Genomic DNA, 24,654 nt, shown 5'->3' on the forward strand with positions numbered 1-24,654 from the left:
AGTTTCAAAAAACGCCTGCCCCTGAATACCGTTTTTAGCATCAAATTCCATAAACTAGAAGCCACATAACAGGACACTTCAAAAATCAAATACAAAAAGATAAACATCAACAAGCCAAAAAGTAATTGTTCCATTTTTACCACCTTTTTGACAATATTATACATTTTACAAATGTCAAAATTTGACAAATCAAAAGAATTGTCAATTTAGCGGAAACAAGAGCAATAATACTTTACGGCATTTTTATCCGATATCCGTCTTCGGGGCGAATCCATCTGTCTATAAACGATTTTTCGTCACTCTCAGGCGATTCAACCAACTTGATATTCGAGCCAAGATTTAAGCGAATAATTTTTTGAGCGCGTTCACTCGCCAAACGCTTCAACTCATCATAGTTTTCTTTTTCGTATTTCTTTTGTTCTGAAATAAAGAACTGCTTAAAGTCTTCAAACTTGATGTCGTTGAACCAGCCTTGTCTTTCCCATAGAACTTGAATACTTTCAAAGTCAATACTATGGCTCAAAATTTTCGGTTCTGGGAGATGGATAAAAATAGTCCTTGTCACGGAGTCTACTTCAATTTTAACGTTTGTCAAGTCGTAACCCATCTTGACATCGCCTTGATATATTAAAGAAAATTCCTTGATAGACTTATTAATCCGCCAATCAGGCATATAAACCAAGAGCTTTTTCGCATCCTGATAATTGGCAACTTTTCGGTAATGGTGATGGAGTGTTGCAAGTTCCGAAATCCCGTTAATTTGACTCGATACAAATTCACTCGTAATCTGAGTTTTACGAGAATCAGAAGGCAGCAACATTTTCACAACGGATTTAGTTGCAAAAAACAAGCCCACAAAGAACACGAAGACAATAGCAACTACGATAACTTTTTTCTTCGTCAAGCAATTTGTCACTTGTTTCCACAACTGAGTATCCATAATCCGACATTCTCCTTTTTGCATCTATAAATATCGCAAAAAGTTTCTAATCTATCAAGTCGTTTTGGAATCTTGACAAGTGTTCGAACGGCAAAATCTGTCTGCCTCTGAAAAGTCCGCAACCATCGTTAATCAATTGGTTGTTGATGGCCTTGAACATATTCACATCAAGTTTTGCAAGTTCAAGTTCCTGCAATTTTGTCAAGCGTTCATAGGCTTCGTCAAAATAAACACATTCGCCACTTGGGATTTGGTCATGCTTGGAACGTCTTGTTTCTTGCGTTTTCTCGTAACCGAAGTGGTTCGCTTCACCAATTTCGGCAAAATCATCCATATCCTTTGTTCTAAGTTGCACTTCCGTATAGCAACGAGCAAGATTATCATACATCGTTATATGCAATGATTGATAACCGGAGCTTCGCGGAGTGACCACCGAATCATGGTAATAGGGTTGAACGGCTTCTTTTAGCAAATCGCAATGACCGCCATCCTTATGTCGAGAAATTTCCGGAGTAAATCCACGTTCTTCCAAAAACTCGGGCATAACGTTTGCGATTTCGTAGAGATATTTCCGTTCAACTTCAGTGCGGTCCTCGCCCTTTTTGATATGGCAAGCGGGCATCGATATTACGATACGGTAAGCAATCAAGTCACGGAAGTTCAGCTTACTTTTAATTTCGGCTTCAGACGGGAACGTTCCGTTCTTTTGGTAGTAATTATAGATAAATTCAAGTATATATCCGTTGAATTTTTCTTCGGCACGGATTAAAGACTTTATTCGTCCTTTAAACGTAAAAGCAAGGAATGGATACTCCCTCGTCATGTACTTGTAGAACTCTTTTATTCTTTGAGACTGCGAGGTCAAGAAGTCGTTATGCTCCAAAAGTTCAATAATCTGTATCAGAAAATTTGAATGAGCAAGGTCGATACTATTATGAGTTTCCTTCGCGCTGTTTCTGAGATCATTCGAATATTGATGCAAAATTTTTAGCACCGTATTTCCAGAAAACAAGTAGTCATTCAAAGAAATCATTTTTACTCCCGAAGCCAATTTAGAATGGCTTACAAAAAGTAATATAACAAAAGCTCTTGCGAATTCGCACGAAATAAGGTAAATTACCAAACAAATAAATTTTTGCATTTCAAAAATTTACGCATGATGTAAAAGAGATTTTCACGAATTGTAACAAGTCGCAAGAACGTGAAAAAAAAATCAATCTTGATTATTTGGGATAAAATTTATGGAAAATAGAGAACTCAAAATCCACGCCGTTTACAGGCACTTCAAAAATCGTTTCTATATCGTCGAAGGTATCGCCAAACATTCAGAGACCGAAGATGAATACGTCATTTACCGCGCTCTTTATGGCGACAATACGGTTTGGCTCCGCGAAAAGTCCATGTTTCTAAGCGAAGTCGATCATGAAAAATATCCGGACGTCAAGCAAAAATATCGTTTTGAGCTCGTTGAACTCAAATAAAATTTTATCACCGGAACTAAAAAAAACAAATTAATTATATTGCACCCCATGAATAAGAAAACACTCATAAAATCACTTTTAGTTATCATTACTATCCTCATGATTTCTTTCTTCGTGAAGGATTGGCTTGTATTTTACAACTGCGGTGCTGTCGAGCAATGTCTCGTCGAAAGCAGCAACTACCAGAACATAGCCAAGTTCGCCGTTACCGCAATCATGACGATTGTCGTATTTTTCATCGGCGAGAATTGCCTTTGCAAACGCGACCGCAATTTTTTGCAGGCAGGCTTTGCAATGGCTTTGTGCGCGGATTTCTGTTTGAAAATCATGCACAACTACGCTCACGTGTTGGAACACCGCAGCGATTACACGTTACTTGGCATTTGCTTCTTTATGGTTGTGCAGGCACTTTTCATTTACCGTCACACACGCACAAGCGATACGGACAAGAGTTCTCCGTGGATTTTGATTATTCCGTTTACAGTCATGTTTATTGCAAACGCACTTCATCTGTTCCGCATTTTCGAAGGACCGACCGTCCCGATTATCGCAACTTATGCAGCATTCCTCATTTGCTCACTCGTTGTCGCCTGCAAGGTTCCTAGCAAAGGATATTTCCCCGCTAAAAACGCACGCAACATCAAACGCGGCATGATTCTATTCTTCTGCTGCGATGCATGCGTAGGCATTTCGCTTGCAACCGGCGATGACCACAGCGTTCAAGAAATTGTAGCGACTGTCGCCAACAACTTTGTATGGTACTTCTATACGCCGGCCTTGATTTTGCTCGGGCTCAGCGGATACAAGAGGAAAGAGTAGTTTTTTCACGAGATGGAGATGCCCGCTTACTTCGACTTCGCTCAGCACAGGCTCCGGCGGGCATGACAATCATTTAATGATACGGCCCTTGAAATCGTAGGCACGAGGCTCAAGCTTCGTGCCATTATTGTTAGGCACGCCCCGCAGCCCGTCGCCGAACTGCACGTAAAGCATCCCGTTCTTACGGAAAACTTTGGCGCCATAAGCAGGGGCAATCGTCCGCGCAGTCTCGTGGATTCCAACAGACGGGTCCTTCGTCGGGATTTCATCACCTGACTTGAGTAAGCGCCACATCTGATTCCATTCCCAGTCATCGGCCCAACTCTGTACCACGCGTTCGCCATCCGTCGTTGCACGCAAATACATATTGCTGTGTTGCATTTTCATGCGCACCACAGAGCCCTCGTAGCCGGATTGCTTTTCCATAACAACTTTCTGATGGCTGCCACCATTCCACTGGTAAAGGCCCATCGTCACGCCCGCATCGGTCGATTCATTCGGGGTATCAAGCGAGACATCACCAAAATTGATACGATAAGTTGTCGAAGAAAGCGGCGTAATCGTCGCAATCGCATTATCGCCACTGCAGTCGCCTAACGCAAGTTTCTTTTCAGCAGTTCTCGTCATGCACGTGCCAAAATTCATCGACATGATGCGCACGGTATCGGGCTTTGCGGGTTTCGCCTGCCATACACGCACCCAGTCCGCTTCAAAATATGCAGGTTTGTCCGACGTAATTTCGATATCGTCACCTGCCCAGCCACCAATCGCCAAATTCACGATGATGTACTGAGCCGAAAGCTGCTTGATTTCGGTCGGGCGATTGTAACTTGCAAACTTTTTGTCGTCAAAATAGAAGCTAAGCGTGGACTCATCCCATTCCACAGCATACGTGTGGAAGTCCGCCGAGCGGTCCACATTGTCATCCTTATGTCCGCCAAAAGAGGCTTCGTGATCCCACGCCGAACCATGACTGTTGTACCAACTCGGGTCGGTGTAATGCAAGTAGTAATGGTGCTGCTTGCGCGATGCAGGAATTTCAAGAATATCAATTTCTGGAGGCCAGCCGTCTTGCAACGTCCAGAACGCAGGCCAAGTTCCCTTTTGCCAAGGGGCCTTGAAACGGCCTTCGATATAGCCGTACTTGACCTCAAATTTACCCTTCGTGTCAATCGCACCCGAAGTGTAATCAACAGGGATTTCTTTGTTGTTGAACTTCGCCTTAGAGCGGTCCCCCGTAGCCTTAGGATGTTTCTTCTTTTCGCCCTTGAGTTTGAGTGTACCATCGGATACAATTACGTTTTCTTCGGCACAATAGGCGCGGTGGTTGTGCGTCGGGCCCCAGTTATAAGTCGGATTCCACTTCTTTTTATCCAAAGAAGTTCCATCAAAATTGTCTTCAAAAACGAGATCCCAACCGCTAAAATTAGACGGCGGAGCAGCAAATGCGATAGTCGCGAGCGCCACGATGCTCGCAATGACGTGATTTTTTTTCATATCCAATTCCAATCCTCACCCACGACCTCTGCAAAAATAGCCCACACCAAAAACAAAAATGCCGCAGGTCTTATAAATATACCTACAGCACTTCAATAAGCCTAGTTAAAAGTTGTAAAAAAGCCCCGAATCTGCGATTTTCGCACTTTACTTAGCGTTCATCACGTGTCTGCGCCATTTTCCGCTCTTCCAGCGGCGCCAGAAAATCAGCGGAGCCGTGCTATAAACGGCAACAACCACAATCCAAGCGTAATGGGCCGGCAGATGGAAGACGTAAGCCACGATGTACAAGGCAATCGCCACGAACCAGTTCATGATACCGCACGCAAACATAACCCAAACCGTATCGCCCGCACCGCGAAGCGCGCCTGCATAAATCACAAGCAGGACTTCAACAAAGATGTAGAACGTAGCAATCCGCAACATGAACATGCTCATCGGTCGAGCCGCATTAAAAATCGCAAGCGCACTTTCCGTAGCCTCGGCAACATCTGGCTTAAAGATATCCGTCAGCACTCCCGGCAAGAAGATAAAGAAAATCCCCATTACCAGGGAATAGCCCCAGCCGAGCTTAAGCCCGGAATAAGTCGAACGCGTTGCCGCAGCGGCATTCTTGGCGCCCACATAGCGCCCCACCAAACTCGTCGACGCGACCTCCAACCCCATCAGCGGCACATACGCCACCAAGTCCCAGTTGAACATGATCGAAGACGCGGTCGCCGCCTCAGGCCCAAGCGCATGGAACATCAAAATCAACGACTGGAACGCTGCCATGTTCAAGAACATCTCGACGCCAGACGGGATTCCTTTTTGCAAAAGTTCACGGGTCAAAGGCCAGCTAAACGCGAACGCAAAACGCGTGCGGAACCGACGATGGCAACTATTGCTAAAGAACTTCGCAAACAGAATCACCGTAGAAACCACATTGCCTATGAGCGTGCCATAAGCAGCGCCCGCAACGCCCATCGCGGGAATCGGACCGTAGCCATAAATCAATACAAAGTTGCAGGCCACGTTCACAATCATGCCAACAAAAGCCGCCTTCATCACGACCTTGGTTTCGCCAATACCGCTAAAGAAGCACGGCGCGGCATTACGCAACAAGTTGATTACGCCGCCGAACATCAAGATGTTAAAATACGTCTTCTGGTATTCGAGTTGGTCGGCCGGCAAATGTTCCAGTCCAAACGCAAAATGCCCCAGCGGAATCGTGAGGTACAAAAGCGGCACCGAAATCAGCGACAAGTACACCGACTGCATGAATACGCGGGCACAATCCCAGCGTTTCTTGCCACCCAGGCGCTGCGCCACCATTGCCGTCGTATAGCTAATCGCGCCCGTAAAAAACATCGTGAGCGCAAGCTGCACCGCCCCCGCCCCGAGCGCCGCATTCATTTCAGCGGGGCCAAGTTTCGAGAGGAACAAGCGATCGATGAACGTCATGAACGTGTCAAACGACATCGACAGAAGCATCGGGAGTGCCACCACGAGCACATCCTTTACGTCCCCGTTCTTCTTGAATTTCGAAGGTTTATAGAACCTATTTAAAATAGCATCAACCATAGCTTGGCAAAGATAGAAAAATCAAAGACCGCGCGACAGCCGATTTTACTTTCCTATTTCTTTTTTCAGCCTCAAGAGAACTTCTTTCTTATCTGAATCCGAGTTAAACCAAAGGCTATCGATATACAGGCCATCGACAAAGCCCTTGGCAAGCGCCTCGTTAGCGTGTTCTTTGGTATCCCACTTTTTTATCTGTAACGTGATAGATTCCTTGGCAAGCGAAGATGAAGCCTTCTTCAGCAGGGACTCATCTTCTGCGCGAACTACACCCACAGAAAACGTCAATGACGTTTCCTCTTTTTTGACAGTTGCGCGTTTGCGGGCACAGCAATCAAAACGAGCCATCGCAAGGGAACTCAGCAAAATACAAAGTAATACAATCTTTTTCATATAAATTCCTAGAAGTCAAACATCGCTTCTACACCAAAAATAAAGGAAGGATCATTCTTATTCCCTTCGGACGGCCAATCATCGCCATACGGGATATCGACAAGCACCATCGAGATGATATCAATTTTGAAATCAGGCACATTGAAGTAGAATCGCCCACCCACGCGTACAGAGCCTAAGTCGTCCTTTTTATCTAATGTATTTGTATGCAATTCCAGCGGAAGCCCGATGGTCCAGAACTCGTTCACGGCAACACTCGGTTCAATGAAAGCAAAAAAGTATTCCGGACGCGAGGTAATTTCTAGACTTGTGCGCACAGGGTCATCGATGAACGCATAGAACAAAGAGCCCACTATGCAAAATCTCGAAATATCAAATGACGGTTCTACAAGCAAGACGTGGTTCGAGACAGCATCGTTACTTGCGAGGAATACCGAATGAAATCCGTACAACCCGTGGAAAGCAAAGTTTCCCAAAGATAGCGATACATCCAAGCCTGCATAAAGTTCATTGTAGTCTTTACGCTGATAGCTTTTGTAATCAAAATAAGGACGGAAAACTTGATTTGCAATTTCTAAGTCGTACGCCGCATGAACTTCATACGTATAACCTTCCAGACAATCCATTCCCATGTACTCGCCAAACATGAAATGGTAATGGCAACTTTGGTCATTGCCCGCAGTGCCAAAACCTATATCAAATTGCAATCCGTTCCACTGGAATTCTAAACCGCGAATCGTCTTTTGCGAAATGCCTGCAGCGTCATCGCGCGGATCCCCGAAATCATAATAATTCTTGAAAATACCTTCAAAAAATTTCAAATCACCAACGCGAAAGAAAGTGCGTTCCGAACGAGTGTATTGAATATACGCGCCATTAAAGACAACAGCAGGATTTACGGGATCCATAGACGATTCATCGCCCATGTCCATCCCTTCCATATCCTCCATTCCGTTCATCGCCATCCCCATCGCTTCGAGTTCAAGCCATGCAGACCAGCGATCGTTAAAACGAAGGTCAAAGTCCAAATCTAGCATGGATTCAAAACGGTGCGTAACCTTAGGCTCATCCGTATTCCAATCGGCATAAGCGTGGACCATCACCATCCCAGAAAGGTCCAACTTCGGGCGAATTTCAGAAAAAGCGACACCCGCAAACAATAAAACGCATGATAAAATTATTTTATTCATAACACAAAGGAGTATCTTTTTACAGATACTCCTCCCCATAATTAATAATTACTTGTCGCCCTTGATAAAGTTGTCGATATAGTCCGTTACCGTTTCTACAGCGGCTTTGGAACCCCAATGTGTATTATGGTCCGCATCTTTGACTTCACGGAACACGACTTTCTTTGCCTTAGAAAGGCCTTCCTGCAAAGTTTTCTGAGACTTTTCGTTAAACAAAGTGTCTTTTGAGCCCCAAATAATTTGCACATTCGAAGAAATCGAAGAAAGGCGCTTTGCATTGTCAACAGCTACAAAGTTTTTGACAAGGAATTTCCAGGCATAATAAGGGACTTGATGCAAATGTTCCAAGTGTGCGGTCTGGAAATCCTTATCCGGATTCGTGCTATTGCCCCACTTTTCAATGAAGGATTCAGGAAGTTTCTGCGTGGAATCGTAAGCAAAAATTCCATCAAAATTTTTATCACCTGTGCCATTCACAAGCCAATCTATCGTGGCATTCGTTTCATCGACCGCAGCGCCCGAGCCAATCAATGTGATGGAACCGATTTTATCCACATACGAAATAGACAATTCCTGCGCCACAAATGAACCAAAAGAATGTCCAACAATATGCGGTTTGTTCAATTCAAGCTTATCGATAAAAGCTGCAATATCCTTTGCCAATTCCTTGATTGAATACGCCGATTCTTCAATTGGCTTGTCCGTCTTTCCGTTGCCTCGCAATTCAGGAACATATACACGATAGCCCTTCTTGGCAAGCTGTGGAGCCACCTGCGACCAGGAAACACGCCCATCGACAAGGCCATGAATCAAGATAACCGGAACACCCTTTTCATCACCTGAGACCGTGTAAGATAAATGAATTCCCGTAGACAGGTGAGCCGCCTTTTCGGTCCAATCCACTTCCTGATAATCCGAGAATCTCTTGGTCGTAAAGGTATTGTTCTTGCCCATAAAATGATGACCATTTACCAGAGCAACATCATCGAAGGCATAGACATCTGTATTGCTGCTACCCACGTGAACCACATCGGCACTACCCGAAAAATCAACACGGCCAGCGCGTTTAATCAACAGATTTCCCGTGACCTTGACATTTTTCAAAACAGTTGCGCCCGGCGTTGAAGTATTCACCGTCAACACGCCATTAATTGTCGTATCCTGCAAGAAAATGATGCCATCTTTAATATTTTCATCGCCAAGCGTCAAGCCGCTTGATGCAGATTTGTGGTCACCAGATTCCGTAGCATGACCAGAATGTTCATCGGCAGCACCGGAATGCGTTTCGCCAGAACCGGAGTGTTCTTCCGTAGCATGATGCTCATGTTCTTCAGAGGTTGAAGGAGCGACAGAATTTGAATCGTCATCAGAACATGCAGAAAGTGAAAGGAGTGATGCTAAAATAATAGTCGAAAGTTTCGTATTTTTTTTAAAGATATTCATTGAATCCTCCATTGTTGTGTTGTTTTAGCACGCACAATGATAGATTCTATAAAGGCTTTTGTCCAATACCATTATTTCATTACTGATGATACAATTTTTTTATAACTAAAAAAGGAGCAGCATTCCGCCACACCTTTCAATTACAAATTAATTCATACAAGCTATCGTTTCAACTCTTTCAAATTTTCCAAGCGATTGAGTGCTTCGTAAAGCGTTTCATCTTTCTTCGCGAAATGCAGACGCACGAGATGGTCCACCGGTTCGCGGAAGAAGCTCGAACCCGGAACAGCAGCGACGCCCACCTTCTGCGCCATATCAATGCAGAATTGTTCGTCAGGCAATGTGCCTGCCGCGCATTTTACATCACTACAAGATCCGCGCGATCCGCCAACACTGCGGCGACCATAACCGAATTCCGAAATATCAATCAGTACAAAGTAAGCACCTTGCGGTTCGGTAAAACGCAAACCGAGATTACGCAAGCCACTCGTAAACACTTCCTTCATGTGCGTGTAATGCGCCTGCAACCCCGTATAATACGAGTTGTCAAAACGGAGCGCCGTCACAGCAGCTTCCATCAACGGAGCCGCAGCACCCACCGTCAAAAAGTCATGAACTTTCTTGATGCGTTCCATAACCGGTTCCGCCGCAAGCACGTAGCCCAAGCGCCAACCCGTAATCGAGTAAGTCTTACTCAAGCTGCTACATTCAATCGTGCGTTCGAACATTCCCGGGAGCGTCGCGATGTAAGTATGGCGATGCGGAGCGTAAACGATATGCTCATAAACCTCGTCCGTAATCACATACAAGTCATACTTGATTGCAAGCGATGCAATAATCGAAAGTTCTTCGTGCGTAAAGACCTTACCGCTCGGGTTTGCCGGATTGCATAACACAAGCGCCTTCACGCCCGGCTGCGCCATCGCACTTTCAAGCACGTTTGCATCAAAGCTCAAGTCCACCGGCGAAAGAGGCACATAAACAGGAGTCGCCCCGCAAAGGATCGTGTCCGCAGAATAGTTCTCGTAGAACGGCGAGAACAGCACCACCTTATCGCCCGGATTGCAGACCGACATCATCGAAGCCATCATCGCTTCGGTACTGCCGCAAGTAATCACTATCTCTTTTTGCGGATCGTAACGCAGCCCGCTAAAATGGAACTGCTTATCGCTCAGCGCCTCGCGGAAATTCTGCGCGCCAAACGTAATCGCATACTGGTGCGGTCCCGTCAAAGCCACCTCCGAAAGCCGCTTCATGAGCAATTCCGGCGGGTCAAAATCAGGGAATCCCTGCGACAGGTTAATAGCCCCGCAAGCATTGGCAATACGGGTCATTCGGCGGATAACGGAATCGGTAAAAGTTTCGGTGCGTTTACTTAACGGTTGCATGGCGGGGAAATTTAAAAATTTTTCTACTATTTATCCAATAGGAGAATTCTATGGTTAATCCCTTACATCCCATTGTTTCGGTGCTTAACACCGCCTTGTATGATTTCTACATTGTCCCGCTGTTTTTGATTGTAGCCGGGGTATTCCTTTCTGTTCGCTTGGGATTTCCACAAGTTCGCTACCTGATTGAAACATTCCGCGTCACCCGCGAAAAGCCATTGCACAAGCACGGAATTTCGTCATTTGCGGCGCTGATGGTCTCGACCGCCTCCCGCGTCGGCACCGGAAACATCGTCGGCGTATCTTCGGCCATTTGCCTCGGCGGCCCGGGCGCCATTTTCTGGATGTGGGTCATTGCCATCCTCGGTGCCGCCTCCGCATTCGTAGAATCCACCCTCGCCCAGATTTACAAGCGCCATGACGATGTCACAGGACACTCTTACGGCGGACCGTCCTATTACATCCATATTGCACTCGGCAAACGTTGGCTAGGCGTTCTCTTCTCGGGCTTTGTGCTCCTCACCTACATCGTGGGCTACAACCTGCTCGCCTCGTACAACATTCAGGACTCCCTCACCGGCTTTAAATTCTACGACAAATCATCCACACCGTTCATCGTCGGATTCATTTTAGCCGCCCTCTTTGCACTTTGCATCTGGGAAGGCGCGAAGAAAATCTCCACCATCACAAGTTACCTCGTTCCTTTCATGGGAACTATCTACGTCATCGTCGCCTTCGGCATTATCATCTACAACATCTCGAATGTTCCTGCCATGTTCGGCACGATTTTCAAGAACGCATTCTCGTTCGACGCTGGATTCGGCGGATTTGCCGGAAGCTGCATCATGTACGGCATCAAGCGCGGCCTCTACTCCAACGAAGCAGGTATGGGTTCCGCCCCGAACGCAAGTGCAAGCGCAAGCGTCTCGCACCCCGTCAAGCAGGGCCTCGTGCAATCACTCTCCGTATTCATCGACACGCTCCTCATCTGCTCCGCCACAGCCCTCATGTGCCTCTCGACCAACATCGAACCCAGCAAAGACATCTCTGGAATCATTTACGTACAAAAGTCTCTCGCCTCCGTCCTCGGCAGCAACGGCGCCATCTTCATCACATTCTCCATGTGCCTCTTTGGCTACACCACGCTCATCGGAAACTACTACTACACCGAAGGCTGCCTCCGTTTCATCTTGAACAGACGCCCCACCAAGAAAATCCGCAACGTATTCAAGACCATCGCAACCGCCATCGTCTTCTTAGGCGCCACCTCCAGCGCATCGTTTGCCTGGGACAGCGCAGACCTTTGCCAAGGCCTTATGGTTCTCGTGAATATTCCCGTCATCTTGATACTCTCGCCAATCGCCATCAAAGCCCTCAAAAACTACACCGACCAAAAGAAGAAAGGCCTCGAGCCCGTCTACATCGCAAAAGAATGCGGCGTCGAGCAGCCCACCGATTACTGGAACAAAGGGCAAAAGCTGTAAAATTACGGTACAAGAAAAGCAGGTCGTTCATGCGGCCTGCTTTTTTGCATTCTTAAAGACTGAATTTCAGCTATAAACTGCGAATTTCTTCTTCAGAAAAACCAGTCGTTTTAGCGATTATAGAAACATCGACATTCTGTTCCTTGAGACTTTTCGCCATTTGGCGTTTTTCCTGATCCGCCTTCGTCCGCTCGGCAGAAGCCCCTTCAGCACGGCCCACTTCCTTGCCTTCGGCAAATCCGGCAGCTCGGCCTTCTTCCTTGCCTTCGGCAAAAGCGTTTTCGCGTTCAGCCATCACATCCGTCATTTTCTTTACCTCGCAGTTGAAAAGCTCCTCTGCAAAATTAATCAATTTCACCGATTCAAGCAACCGCCTAAACGTTTCATTCTGCATAATTTTTTCAGGAGCAGGTTCTTCTTTGATAACAACCCTGATAGCACGTAGCCACTGAGCGGCATCAGACTCGTCATCCTTAGTAAAACCCAACTTTTCGAGCTTGAAAAACTTTTCAATTTCCACGAAAACCTTCTGAATCTTTGGGAAGAACTTCTTGCCATGACACATTTCATCGACATGATGGATGTATTCATGTTCTTCTTCCGGGAAAAGTTCAAAATCCAGAAGCCCAAGAAAATAGATATGCGGCAATTCAAATTTTTCGCTCTTATGGACCTGATTTTCAATAACACGAGAGACATAGTATTCTACGCGATCCTTGAAAAACTTGTCCTTTTGCTGTTGAATTTCAACAAGAACCTTTTCGCCTGCATTGGTCGTGCCAATAATATCGACAATACAGTTTTTCTTATTGAAAATACCCGGGAATTCCTGCATTTCCAGCGAAATTTCCCCGATGGCATCGCCACCATGCAAGTCAAGCATCGCATTCAACAGCGAAATAAGAAGCGAGTGCGACTTTTCCTCCGTGAATACAATCTTGAAAACGCCATCACTCAAAAGATAAGCGTACTTGTACATTTTTTGATACTTGGCAAGGTTCTTCGGATCCTTTTCCATATCCTTAAGCATTTTATAGTGCTGAGAACAATCCATATTTTGATTCATCCCGCCAAACGGGATGTCCTTTTTTTTGAATGGTTAAAACAAACCTTTAAAGACAAGGCTTTACGTCTACCATATTTTTCTTATGACAGACGGTGCTCTACGTTGATCGCCAGGGGGCCAGTTTCCCCATAGGGTGTATGCTGCCTCGAATATTTTCGCCTGCCAAGCGAAACAAAGGGAGGTCGGCGTCAAGCAGATAGTGAAACAACCTGCCCGGATCGAATACGCTGTCAGCAGGACGAGATGCTATCAATACCATGAATATACTATTTCAAAACTATGCGTGCAAGGGGCCGAAGTTTTGGCAGATTTTAACTGAATCAACAGAAAAAGCAGGTCGTTCACGCGGCCTGCTATTTTCACATTTTTCTTTTGGGTGTTCCCCGCATACATGCGGGTCGGGCTATATTGCAAGGCGCCCCGTGCGCACCTTACGGATTCCATGATTATTCTTCATCTAATTTTAATTCCACAACCACGCCAAGGACATGGTAATAAACCAGCCTTGCAAGGACATTCTTGCCAGCGGCCTTTAACGCACATTCATAGCATTCAAACTGCCCTGCATACATTCCCGCATAGTGTTTGTTATTTTCGGTAACGACATCATTTTTGTTTCCAGGATACGACTTAAAGTCCACAAGAACTACGCCTTTATCCGTTTCCCACACAAGGTCCATCTCTCCATTGAAAATCTGTCCATCGTGCATATGCTTAAACGGAAGCTCATGATAAGTTGCGACCTTAGCACCATATGTATCAGCCAAGAACTTTTCAAGATTTCGCCATGCGTTTAGGACATCACCGGGTTGCGGAAGCGCAGTTTCCATCTGATGATTCTTGATAATTCGTTCAACCGTTTCCACGGTCGGAGATTTTTCCAACACGCAGAAAATATTATGGATACACGTACCAAACTTGTCCATTTCATCCGGATTCGCTTTAATACGACTACTAGAATCAAACACGATGTTCGCGGTTACCTTTCGACTTGGTTTTACCTTACTCGGCTGTTGGTCGCGATTGGCTGTTTCGATTTTTTCGTTTTTCTTGAAAACTAATTTTTCAGGTTTTTCGACCTGATAAGAATCACCCTCGGACAATTTATCGTTTTCAAACAAGAATTTTAATCTTTCGTCAAACGCTTGGTCTTTAAAGCCGAATAAGTTGACATCTTTACCACTTTCGCAATTAGCAGCGTCAAGAACTTTGCAATTCAAGCAGGAGAATACTTGCAAAGGATTTTTCTCGTCTAAAGTCAAAATCAATTCGTCCTTAGCACGAGTGATTGCAACATAAAGCAAGCGAATCGTTTCGGAGAAGAATCTCTGGCGAGACGATTCGAAAAACTTCGACGTCTTAATCTTTTCAGCCATGTCTACAGCAACTTTCGTATTACCCGTAAACAAATTCGGCATCAAATTGATAATCATCGGAGGATAAAGACTACTTTCAGATGGAGCAACGTCATGGTAATTCTGGACGCCCAAAACATCATACTTGATTCTTTTATTTTCGTCTTCAACGTCTTCATCAAGTTCAAGGAGAATCACCTTTTTCCATTCAAGCCCTTTTGAATGATGGAATGTCGAAAGAACCACACCGTCCTTGGAGCCAGCCGATTTTGCATTGTTTTTGCAGTAATCGATATAGCCACTAATAGTCGGCGAAACGCCTATTTGGGAACAGCGTTCCTCGTAATCGTACGAAGCTTCGATCAAAGCCGCAAAGCATTCGTCAGTACCAACAGCATTTTCCCAACTACGACCAACAGAATACAAGTCGAGATCAACAATTAAGCTTTCCACCAAATTATGAATTGTCAGTGTTTTGTAGAAATCACGACGCTCCGTAAACTTTGCAAGAATCAGATTATCAGACAAATACTTAGGACAGTTCTTATTATCCTGATAGGACTTATCAAACTCAAGTTTTGCATCAATTATACATCCTGCATCAAATCCCTTTTGAGTCAAAAAAGCAACAATAGCTCTAGAATAATTATCAAAATCATTCGCAACAAGATTCATCAGTGCAGAAACCAAAGCAAGTTCATCTCGATTTTCATCAATTTCAATAGTTCTGCATACAGGGATATTAAGCGCTTTCAAAGCATCGGAAAGCTTATCCAACGGAGCCCCTCTTCGAGCCAAAACTGCATAATCAGAGGGCTTTTCGCCATTTTTAAGACGTTTCGCAATTTGCAAAGCCAAATTTTTTGATTGATCTTCGGCATTTTTGCCTTCAATCTCCCAACATTTGAGACTTTTTACCGCATTGTCTTGTGGACGATGAGCAATAAGCTCAACTTCTTCTTTCTTTAAAGTTCCTTCAAAAGCGGGAACAAAAAGTTCATTCGTGAAATTCACGATATTTTCTAAAGAGCGGAAACTCTTTTTTAGCGTATGAATTTTAAATTGCTTTGGCGATGACGATTGCTTTTGTGCGATAATGTCAGCAACAGCTTTTGTCAAGTCGGTATCGGCTCCGCGGAATCCATAAATAGCCTGTTTAAAATCACCAACCCAAATGCTATTGTGAATATGGAATTCATTGGCATCTTTGTCAGATCCAATGGTAACAACGAAATCGTCACATTCATCACGCCCAACTATTTCAGAAAGCTTGTCAAAAATTTTGACCTGAAGAGGGCTACTATCCTGGAACTCGTCAACGAATACATACTTGTAGGTGTTACGGATATCCTGCCGAACTTCTTCCTTTTCTAAAAGCTCTAGGAATCGCGTTTCCATATCAACAAAGTCGATAAGATGGCGTTTTTCCTTAAACTTTTTGAATTCTTCCTGAGCTTTTTCTACATAGTCAAAAATCAAATCAATGTACTTAAGAACCAAATCACGGACTTTTTTTGATGAATAAACATAAGCGAGGGAATCCGAAACCTCATCCTTTTTATTACAGTTATTAAAAGCTTTCGGTAATTTATCTATAAATGTTTTAAAACATGCTAAATCGCAAAGCTTTAGTTCATTTGAAAGCAAATGTTTGAATTTCTTTATTTTTTCAGTTCTATCTTTCGATGGCCTCGTAACAGTTCTATCAACATCTTCAATTTCTTTTAGAAGCTCTGAAACTTCTTCTTCAACACCAACCAAATCTTTTTCACCAGTAATTTCGGTGGCGTAAGCGATGGATTTTCCTCGGCTCTCTTTTAAATCAGAAATATTGAAGCTTTGAACTTTTTCAAAAATTTCACGGACATCATCTTTCCAAAAATCATAATTCAGCCCAAATTTGTCACTACCAAAAGGATAACCAATATTAAATTCTTTGCAGAATTCAACAAAGAAATCTTCTTCAGGAGAATTACCGGATTCATCCTTAATAGAAGTGACCGATTGTAAGACTTGGCTTATGAAGATTTTTTTCTGGTCATCATCAATCAGTTTCTGATCAGGACTAACTCCAAGCAAATACCAATATTTTTGCACAAACTTATTGGCGATACTATCAACCGTTCCAATCATAGATTGATCAAGTTTTTCCGCAGCTTCGGCATATTTGCCATACTCAGTATGCTCATAAATTTTAGCTTTAGCTTTTTCCCTAAATTCACTTGCAGCGGCTTCGGTAAAAGTTGTCAGGATAAACTGATCAGGAGTAGACTTTTCCTTAACAATTAAATCAGCAAGAATGGATGTCAAAGTGTATGTTTTTCCACTACCAGCACCTGCACTAATATACGTAACGTGATTCATTATTTACCTGCCTTAAAAAATGCGTAATCGCTGTAAGTGTTAGGAGTTTTTTCCCAAGTTTTATTTTTGAGTTTTTCTTCAGCATCCAAAGGGACAAGAGTTTTTTTCCCCATATCAAGCGCATAAGATATTTTAACATCATCCTGAGGGAAAATCAGACCTTCACCATCTTCAACAATGCCGTTTTTGATTTGCACTTTGCGGTATTCATAGGAATTGCTCATTTCTTCAAGCAAATCTCCCTCTCGTTCAACATTCGTTTTAAAAGAGGCTCCAATCAAATCAGCAGCAGTAATGACTTTAATATCGGGTAAAAGTACGTACGCTTTGGCCTTGACATTTTTATCAGAAGTCCTTTCCACCAAGCCTTTATAGAGGGCAAGTTGCATGGACTTGTTGTTCTTTATCCATTTTTCGTATTTGTCCTTCTTGGGAGAATACTTAAAGTCAAAAATGACCGTTTTACCAGATTGATTTTTCAAAAGCATGTCTATGAAGCCGTCAAAAAGAATTTCTTGAGATTCAAATTCCGGAAGCAGAACATCTTTATATTCTTTTTCGCATGCAACAACACTCAGGCCATTTTTTTCAATAAAATTGCACAGCTTTATTACGCAACTATTCATATCTTTCTTAAAAACATTTTTTTCGGAAAGATTTTCTGGTTGCAAAAGAATTCCACCACATTCAAGAACAGTCTCATCAAAGACCTTGTAAAAATCAGAATCAATACGATTCCTTATTGCAGCTGGAGAACCTCCTTTTTCTGGGTCAAATAATTTTGCAATAATAGCATGAGCAACCGTACCCTTTGTTGTGAACACAGCTGACATAGCAGCACTTCCCAACTTTCTCAATTTTATAACTTTGTTAAAAACATAATCAAACGGATTGTCAATCAAGGTTGAAATGGAACTAAAACTTTCTGTTTGAGGAAACGATACCAAATCTTTTCGTTCAAAACGAATCGTTCCATCTTCATTCTGATGACGATTATTGAATTGTTCAATCGCTTCCGTTGAAATACCCAAAGTCTGTTTTAATGACAACGATTCTTTTGTCAATTCCTTGTCCATATTCTTTTCAAGACGAATCAAAATCGGATCTTTAACAACATCCTTTGTGCCATCCTTTTTCACAGTAACCAAGGTCAGCTTGTTTTGGGTAAGCAAGAATGGCAACAACTTATTCAAACGATTAAATTTCTGCTCGTTTTCACTCGTCCACACATTTTCCTTCAGAGCCTCTTTTTCTTGAGGCAAAAGGAAGTCGTATGACAGAGCCATTTCATCAGAATTGTAAAAATCGCACCAAATCGTAGAGTCGGCAATCGAGGCGATATTGGAACTCGAAGAAATGAGATTCTGGCAACCAACCTTACTTTCAGAAATTTCAGATTCTATTTCTGTCGAAATGGAATCAAAATTCAAAATCAAATCATCATAAGAAACTTCATCGGCATCAATCAGTTCCAACATTCGCGCCATTGCAGAACATATCGACTGAGCCCCCGTCAAGTGATTCTTTTCAAAATCATTCATCTCCATGTGTAGATTAGCATTAATCCATTGAGAAAGCTGTTTTACATAATCGAGAATTACCGACTTTTTAATTGGATTGTCACTAATCGCTTCTTTTGGTTTCGAAATATCTGGAAGGAAATACTTAATCCGTTCTTTATCTTTATCCTCAGCTTCGCGGAGGCACTTACGACATGCATCATTGAAATATCCACCGCTACTAACGATTGCATTAATAAGTTCATTCCTAAACTTTGTGCTAAGAGGGCTCTTAGGAACAGTCAACCAGTTGATAATGGCGTTCAAGTTCAGAGGTCTAGTAAAAAGCGCAAGTCCAATGATTGGCAATTCCGAAATTTGGCTGACACCTTTATCGCTGGAGCCACATGTCGGCTTCTGAACTTGAATCAAATAGTTGTCAAAAGCGCGGTTATCCCTGTTTATCCAAACAGAATAATCATCCGCATTAAGCTGACTTAGATATTGAAGAGCCTCTTTCTTTTCAGCAAAACAAAGAAGTTCCAAGGATTTGTCGCCGTCAAGCGATATTGCATCAGGCTTGTTTTCAACTAAGATATTGGCGACTTTGCGGAGATTGTTGGAATTCTGCGGGAGATTATTGTTGGAATGAACTTTATCATCACCAATTCTCTTTTTCAACGCCTCCAAAAGATAAACTTCAGCCGGTTTAAAGCAAGCGTAATCAAACGGCGTAATAATTTCCAAATTCTCAGGCAAATTGCAGCCTTTCTCAACCGTTTCTATTATACGCAGCAATTTTTCGCCATTGGAAATGGAATGGAAGTTCTTCTCGATCCCTGCAAGGACCTTCATACGCTCCGATACATCATTTTTACCAGGTTGCCACCCAGCAAGAATCATCGCGTCACGCCACTTTAAGCATTCCTTTGCCGTATTAAAACTATCAACCTTAAAAGATTTTTCAAAAAGATTACCTGGATTAACTTTATTGTATTCCAACATCGCCTTGTAGTAATCAAGGATACGGTCAATATTTGATGCCACCGGGAAATCCACACCCGCATGAAGGGCAATCAAGTCAACAAGCGAATTCGTATTGCATACTGTTGAATTAAAAAAGACCTGACCATCCGTCAATCCCGTATAGACAAAACCACTGTACGCTGGATTATAATACACATTCATATTGAAATCCCCTTTTGTTATAAAATACTGTGTTTTTTACAAAAACGGCAAAAATTACTCCCCGTAATTTTCCATTAAAAATTTAGCGTAGTTTCTGAGACGATTACGTAAAGAGACCGGCTTTTTAACGCAAGCAGCATCCGTAAAAGAAACGATCCAGTTGAACAAGAGATTATTTATTTCGGCTTTCAGTTTCACCATGACTTTTCCGTTTTTCGGCTTGCCAATTCGCATAGAACGGTTAAACGGATTTTCTTCGAGATAAAGACTTGTTCGACTATTAAACTCGATTTCTACATTTTCGAGTTTTGGCTCCTGGCTTCCCATAAACGCAGCACCCGACACAACCTGTCTGCGAAGCTTATCAAGAACCTTCGGATTTTCGACAAACGTTTCCTTCGAAAGTTTGACGTTCTTGATTCGGCGGAACTTGAGCGTATAGGTATTGCCGTCCGGTCGTTGACAGCCAACATACAGATCATCTTCATAGATGATAATCATTAGCGGAATTCGGACCGATTGTTTCTCTCCCATTTCCGTCTTATAGGTTACATCTATTTTGCGATGTTCGTGAATAGCCTGCAAAATAATCCGAATTTTTTCACTAGATTCTTCCTCAAAATTTGGAGGCGCACCCATAAAAAGAATTTTAGTATTCAAAGCTTGACCAAGCAGCTGGAGCGATTTTTGTTCTCTGTGCGGTAAACTTTTTTCAATGCGGTCCAAAAGCTGCGCGATAATTTCGCTAGTAGCTGGATAAATATTGGCAATGCGCTTCAAGAATACAAAATGAAGCATCGTATTTTCGAAATTCGGGAAAAGGAGTCTTTCTGCATTGCGAAGTGCCGAGGTATAGTAGGCAGTGCGCCCCACCGTTTCAACAGCAATATAGCGTCCACCATCCATTTCCGAAAGAAACCGCATATCACGCTGAATATTGCGGCGTTCACCTTCGGGAATTTCAAACGATGTCATTAAATCGCTAACGGTAAATTTCTTGTCGGGATTCGAAATCACCTTCGCAAAGAGTTGCACAGTCCGTTCACCGCGGGTCATGTCTGCCATATTTTCTCCAATACTAATCCTCTTTTAATATAAATAAAAAGGAATAATGAAGAGCAATATATGTGCAAATTACGACAAATACGGTCGCATAAACCTATTATCAACCTTTTTTCGCACAAAAAATGAAAACAGCCCTCAAAAATTCATTTAAAAAAGGAAATTTTCAGAGAACAACCAACAAATAGACGAAGAGACCTGTTTACCTATTTATTTGATAATGTGTATTTAAGGACTAAATTCGTTCGATTTGGGGATAAAGATCCATTTCATTGGCAATAAAAATCTTTCGATTATCATTTTCAATGACTTTTATATTTTTCTTATAAATATTTTCTTTAGAAATATTTCTACCATCAGCCGCTATTGAGAACAAACACATTTCAAGTTCGCCAATTGTTATTTGATCTTTTCCTATCTGATAATCAGACTTATGGTCTTTGTAATATTTGACGGTTTTATTAAGCAATTCACAATATCTTTGATAGGTTTCCATTCTTTCATAATAAAAAGACTTGAAAAACAATTTGTTATTTTCTGATTCCTTTCCATATTTCCTTTTAAAAAAGGGCAATTGACGATGTTTTTTCATATCAGAATTGCGTCCCTCTCCGCCGGGTTGATGGAAAAATTTCATTGTTCCACATTTTTTATCTTTGCAGTGTAATCCCTTAATGAATATAAGCCAATTTAAAGAAAAGGCAACGCGAGAGTCATACACAGCATATTTTTTCTCGTCCAAAAAAGACGCCACTTTAGAAAGGGACGATATATTATCAAAACCAAGAATGTCGGTATAGTCATCTCTTTTTTGATTTGTTTTGATTTTTTTCCACAATTCACAAAATTTGTCTTTATTTTTGCTTACGTCTATCTTTATTCCACCCCAATCTTTGACAACCCACTTGACAAATTTTGAATACAAATTCCAAGAATCTTCGTTTTCAATCTCATTTTGGGAGATTATATCCTTTAGCATAACATCTTTCATTTTTTGTTTTAATGCTATTGTTTTGCAAGGAATTAAATCTACCGGCATTGGATCCAACTGTTCTATTTTAACTCTAATCTCTTTTTGAATAGACTTATCCAACTTATTCAATGCAGGTTCAAAGTTCCATGTATAATATTCCTTAAGATTACTAGCCAATTCATCCTGAAATTTATCCAATAGCACTTTGCATATTTCTTCATCAAATTCAACGTTTTCAGCCATACATATCTCCTTATTTCCTTATCAAATATAATCACAACTAGCAACAAATCAAACTATCCGCGTCATTTCAGCAATATCCAAACACTGATAGCGAGTTTTGCGCGGGAAGCATTCGCTATTTTCAGCAGCAAATTCCACTTCACCCTCAAAATGGCTGTGATAATGCCCATAAAACCAAAGCGATGGCTTGACAGTCTGCAAAACATAATCCAAGTACTTGCGAGATTCGACAATCTTCAGCCAAGTTTCATCACGCACATAATCGGCCCGCACAAGGGGCGGTTCAAAAGAAATCGGAGCTTCGTGCGACACAACAATATCAACGGCAGCGGGAAATTCTTCGACAATCGGCACGGGAGCCTCATCCGACCACCAGATGCGTTTGGAAGACCCCATCCTGATTAGGGTTTCGTTTATCATTCGCCGCGATTTGCGGATTAGCGGATCAACAAAATCTATGTCAGCAGAAATAGCCCCACCAATAGGGTAAATTCTCTTGCCGGATAATTCAATTATGCGATGGTCCGGCATAAAATGCAGCCATTCAAAATCGTGATTGCCGTCGAAAAACGCAGGGTCATCATGGTTGCCGCGAATCGAGTATATGCAAATGTCATTTTTCTCTAAAGCAGCGCGCACCTTGCCGTAGGCGACATCCATCGATTTCGGGCGACCAAAACCAGCGCCAAAATCACCAACAACCAGGATATCGGCACACGATATCCCGCGATTTACCGCATTTCGGACAAGCCCGGACAACTCACCGCGAATGTCACCACAAATCCAGAGTTGTCGTTTATTGCACATAATCACCTCATCAGATTCACCACGACCTTCACCATCATTTCCATGTCTTCGGAGCGACTTTCTGCAATCATCAGCGTCATGGTCACAAGCGTAGCATCGGCAATACGCTTGGATCCGTCATCCTTGTACAAGATGCCGTTATTCAGCAGAAACCACAAGAAGAGAGTTGCCGCGATGCGTTTGTTGCCGTCACTGAACGAATGATTTTTCGTGACGAGATAGAGAAGCATCGCTGCCTTCTGTTCAACGCTCGGATAAAGTTCCACACCGTCGAAGGTCTGGTAAATCTGCCCGATGCTGCTTTTGAACGACTCATCCTTTTCGTGCCCAAACAATGCGCTGCCGCCAAACTTGTCCTTAAGTCCCTGAATAGCAGCCATAGCGTTCTCGTAAGTCGCATGAAACTTTTCTGCGACCGCACTCTTGCGCAACGTAAGCCTCTGATGATCGTAATCATCAAGCGTATCAAGCGCAAACGCGTAATCCGTCACCACGTCAACCAACGACTGCGTATCTTTATCAAATTTTTCATTCTGCATAAGACCTCCGTTATCATAACATCCATTCAGCCAACACATCAACAAATGTCTATATATGAATCTCCGTGTGGACGTAAAAATCTTCAGGTTTCATACGCATGGCGTCTTCGAGGGAGTAATCACCATCGGCAAAGAACTTGTGCATCGCAAAGCAGATATATTCGTCCTTGAATTCAGGCAGGTCAAGCCCCTCGATGTTCCAGTTCAGTTCCTCATGCCTAGCGTTCAATTCCTTATAGTCGGCGGGTACCTTGCCAGGAGCATCACTTAGGCCTACTTCAAAACGGTTCGCCTTGTCATAGGAATCGTAAAGTCCAGAAACTTTTCCTTCCCAATCATCTTCTGATTCATATACAATATACGCCTCAATGCAAAAAGTCTTGTAATACGACTTGCCTTGCGCCATGAGAGCTCTCATGTCCTTGTACATATTGAAGGCGACTTTTGCACATTCGTCCTGCAGTTCATGGAGCCGTTTGTTCAGCAGCAACAGTTTATCAATATTTTCTTTGCGGTGTTCAAAGCGGGCATTGGCCAAGGCCTTCCGTGCCAACAGCTGCATATCTTGATGAAGTTTTTCTTCAAGTTTGCATTTCTTTCGCGCACCAATCCAGCCATCATCCTTGATTAGGCTTTCCATTATACTATTGATGTATTCCTGGCTTCTGCGATCTTCGTATTTAAATTGCCGCCTGTGGAGATTCTGCGGATTTTCATTTTTTTCTTCAAAGAAGGATTCCATCTCAGCCTGCAACTTTTTCAATTCCTCAATTTTTTGCGGTAAAAATTTTTCGAGGCATTCTTTCTGCTCTGCGAAAATATTGTGAATTGCAGATTCAAGTGATAGCGGTTCCATCAACATAATCGCACTTTGAGCATCATCCGCATATTTTCCAAGCCGTTTTTGCGCAGGTTCTTCAAATTCGCGCCATAGCGTTGTCGTAGGAAAATACTCCCCAATACTTGTAAGCGCAAACTTATGGGGATCCTGCATCATTCCGCGATTATTCGCGGCCTTCTCCACGCCATCTTTGTCAAGCACCGCAACAATAGTCCGCATTGTTTCGTAGGCTCGAATAGCCCGCGCCATTTTATCAAGCGCAATCGCCTTGGCGGTAGAATTTTCATCTATTCCCTCTGCAGGAGGGAATTCCTTTTCAGCGGGAGCATATGCTGGGTCAAATTCACAGCAATCATCTTCAAAAACCAAGTCCAGCGAATCGCACAAATAACCGTAAAACTCTCGCACGTAATTATAGTAGCGGAAAGCCTTGTTCATTTCTTCTTCGGCCATTTTTTCTTCGATCATAAAGAACTCCTTTATTTGCTTATAAATATACAGTTCACATGCGACAACTACAGA

The 24,654-nt window shown here is 42.9% G+C and carries 18 protein-coding genes and 1 pseudogene; 3 read left to right on the plus strand and 16 right to left on the minus strand.

Annotated elements, in window-relative coordinates; all coding sequences use genetic code 11:
- Nucleotides 1-232: 232 nt before the first annotated feature.
- Entirely contained in the window at nt 233-940 is a 708-nt protein-coding gene (locus tag BUA34_RS02950; RefSeq protein WP_083579715.1) for a DUF4230 domain-containing protein, read from the minus strand.
- A 46-nt stretch (nt 941-986) separates the two neighbouring features.
- On the minus strand, nt 987-1,973 hold the full coding sequence (locus BUA34_RS02955; RefSeq protein ID WP_072827268.1) for a nucleotidyltransferase family protein: 987 nt from the start codon (nt 1,971-1,973) through the stop codon (nt 987-989).
- Nucleotides 1,974-2,181: 208 nt separating this feature from the next.
- Between BUA34_RS02955 and BUA34_RS02960 the strand changes: the two genes are divergently transcribed.
- Entirely contained in the window at nt 2,182-2,421 is a 240-nt protein-coding gene (locus BUA34_RS02960) for a DUF1653 domain-containing protein (RefSeq protein WP_072827269.1), read from the plus strand.
- Nucleotides 2,422-2,469: 48 nt separating this feature from the next.
- Nucleotides 2,470-3,240 (plus strand): lysoplasmalogenase family protein, encoded by a 771-nt coding sequence (locus tag BUA34_RS02965; protein WP_072827270.1) that lies wholly within the window; start codon nt 2,470-2,472, stop codon nt 3,238-3,240.
- Nucleotides 3,241-3,309: 69 nt separating this feature from the next.
- On the opposite strand, the gene BUA34_RS02970 is transcribed toward BUA34_RS02965, so the two are convergent.
- The 6 genes from BUA34_RS02970 to BUA34_RS02995 form a co-directional block, all read right to left on the minus strand.
- Nucleotides 3,310-4,737 (minus strand): family 16 glycosylhydrolase, encoded by a 1,428-nt coding sequence (locus BUA34_RS02970; RefSeq protein ID WP_072827271.1) that lies wholly within the window; start codon nt 4,735-4,737, stop codon nt 3,310-3,312.
- 147 nt (nt 4,738-4,884) lie between these two features.
- Nucleotides 4,885-6,300 (minus strand): MATE family efflux transporter, encoded by a 1,416-nt coding sequence (locus tag BUA34_RS02975; protein ID WP_072827272.1) that lies wholly within the window; start codon nt 6,298-6,300, stop codon nt 4,885-4,887.
- A gap of 45 nt (nt 6,301-6,345) precedes the next feature.
- On the minus strand, nt 6,346-6,690 hold the full coding sequence (locus tag BUA34_RS02980) for a MetQ/NlpA family ABC transporter substrate-binding protein (protein WP_072827273.1): 345 nt from the start codon (nt 6,688-6,690) through the stop codon (nt 6,346-6,348).
- 8 nt (nt 6,691-6,698) lie between these two features.
- A complete protein-coding gene (locus BUA34_RS02985) occupies nt 6,699-7,880 on the minus strand; it encodes a hypothetical protein (protein WP_254794297.1) in 1,182 nt (393 codons plus the stop codon).
- 48 nt (nt 7,881-7,928) lie between these two features.
- Nucleotides 7,929-9,323, minus strand: a complete 1,395-nt coding sequence (locus BUA34_RS02990; RefSeq protein WP_072827275.1) for an alpha/beta fold hydrolase — start codon at nt 9,321-9,323, stop codon at nt 7,929-7,931.
- A 161-nt stretch (nt 9,324-9,484) separates the two neighbouring features.
- Nucleotides 9,485-10,711, minus strand: a complete 1,227-nt coding sequence (locus BUA34_RS02995) for a pyridoxal phosphate-dependent aminotransferase (protein WP_072827276.1) — start codon at nt 10,709-10,711, stop codon at nt 9,485-9,487.
- A gap of 50 nt (nt 10,712-10,761) precedes the next feature.
- Here BUA34_RS02995 and BUA34_RS03000 point away from each other — a divergent pair, with 50 nt between their 5' ends.
- Entirely contained in the window at nt 10,762-12,195 is a 1,434-nt protein-coding gene (locus BUA34_RS03000) for an alanine/glycine:cation symporter family protein (RefSeq protein ID WP_072827277.1), read from the plus strand.
- 70 nt (nt 12,196-12,265) lie between these two features.
- Here the strand turns inward: BUA34_RS03000 and BUA34_RS03005 are convergent, their stop codons facing one another.
- The 8 genes and pseudogenes from BUA34_RS03005 to BUA34_RS16055 form a co-directional block, all read right to left on the minus strand.
- Nucleotides 12,266-13,249 carry an Rpn family recombination-promoting nuclease/putative transposase gene (locus BUA34_RS03005; RefSeq protein WP_072827278.1) on the minus strand — a complete coding sequence of 328 codons (984 nt, stop codon included), beginning with the start codon at nt 13,247-13,249 and terminating at the stop codon, nt 12,266-12,268.
- A 458-nt stretch (nt 13,250-13,707) separates the two neighbouring features.
- Complete coding sequence (locus tag BUA34_RS03015; RefSeq protein ID WP_072827280.1) at nt 13,708-16,980, minus strand: UvrD-helicase domain-containing protein; 3,273 nt, start codon at nt 16,978-16,980, stop codon at nt 13,708-13,710.
- Nucleotides 16,980-19,667 carry a PD-(D/E)XK nuclease family protein gene (locus BUA34_RS03020; RefSeq protein ID WP_072827281.1) on the minus strand — a complete coding sequence of 896 codons (2,688 nt, stop codon included), beginning with the start codon at nt 19,665-19,667 and terminating at the stop codon, nt 16,980-16,982. Before BUA34_RS03020 ends, BUA34_RS03015 begins: the two co-directional genes overlap by 1 nt.
- 54 nt (nt 19,668-19,721) lie before the next feature.
- The gene (locus BUA34_RS03025; RefSeq protein WP_072827282.1) at nt 19,722-20,732 is read right to left on the minus strand and encodes a helix-turn-helix transcriptional regulator; all 1,011 of its coding nucleotides are present in this window, start codon (nt 20,730-20,732) and stop codon (nt 19,722-19,724) included.
- A 232-nt stretch (nt 20,733-20,964) separates the two neighbouring features.
- The gene (locus BUA34_RS03030; RefSeq protein ID WP_072827283.1) at nt 20,965-21,945 is read right to left on the minus strand and encodes a hypothetical protein; all 981 of its coding nucleotides are present in this window, start codon (nt 21,943-21,945) and stop codon (nt 20,965-20,967) included.
- 48 nt (nt 21,946-21,993) lie between these two features.
- Nucleotides 21,994-22,752, minus strand: a complete 759-nt coding sequence (locus tag BUA34_RS03035) for a metallophosphoesterase family protein (protein WP_072827284.1) — start codon at nt 22,750-22,752, stop codon at nt 21,994-21,996.
- A 2-nt stretch (nt 22,753-22,754) separates the two neighbouring features.
- Nucleotides 22,755-23,255, minus strand: a pseudogene (locus tag BUA34_RS03040) (type II toxin-antitoxin system death-on-curing family toxin); the annotation flags it as partial.
- Between the two features lie 85 nt (nt 23,256-23,340).
- Nucleotides 23,341-24,600 carry a hypothetical protein gene (locus BUA34_RS16055; protein ID WP_254794298.1) on the minus strand — a complete coding sequence of 420 codons (1,260 nt, stop codon included), beginning with the start codon at nt 24,598-24,600 and terminating at the stop codon, nt 23,341-23,343.
- Between the last annotated feature and the right edge of the window lie 54 nt (nt 24,601-24,654).

Origin of the sequence: Fibrobacter sp. UWB12, from assembly GCF_900142485.1 — a bacterium.
GTDB lineage: Bacteria > Fibrobacterota > Fibrobacteria > Fibrobacterales > Fibrobacteraceae > Fibrobacter.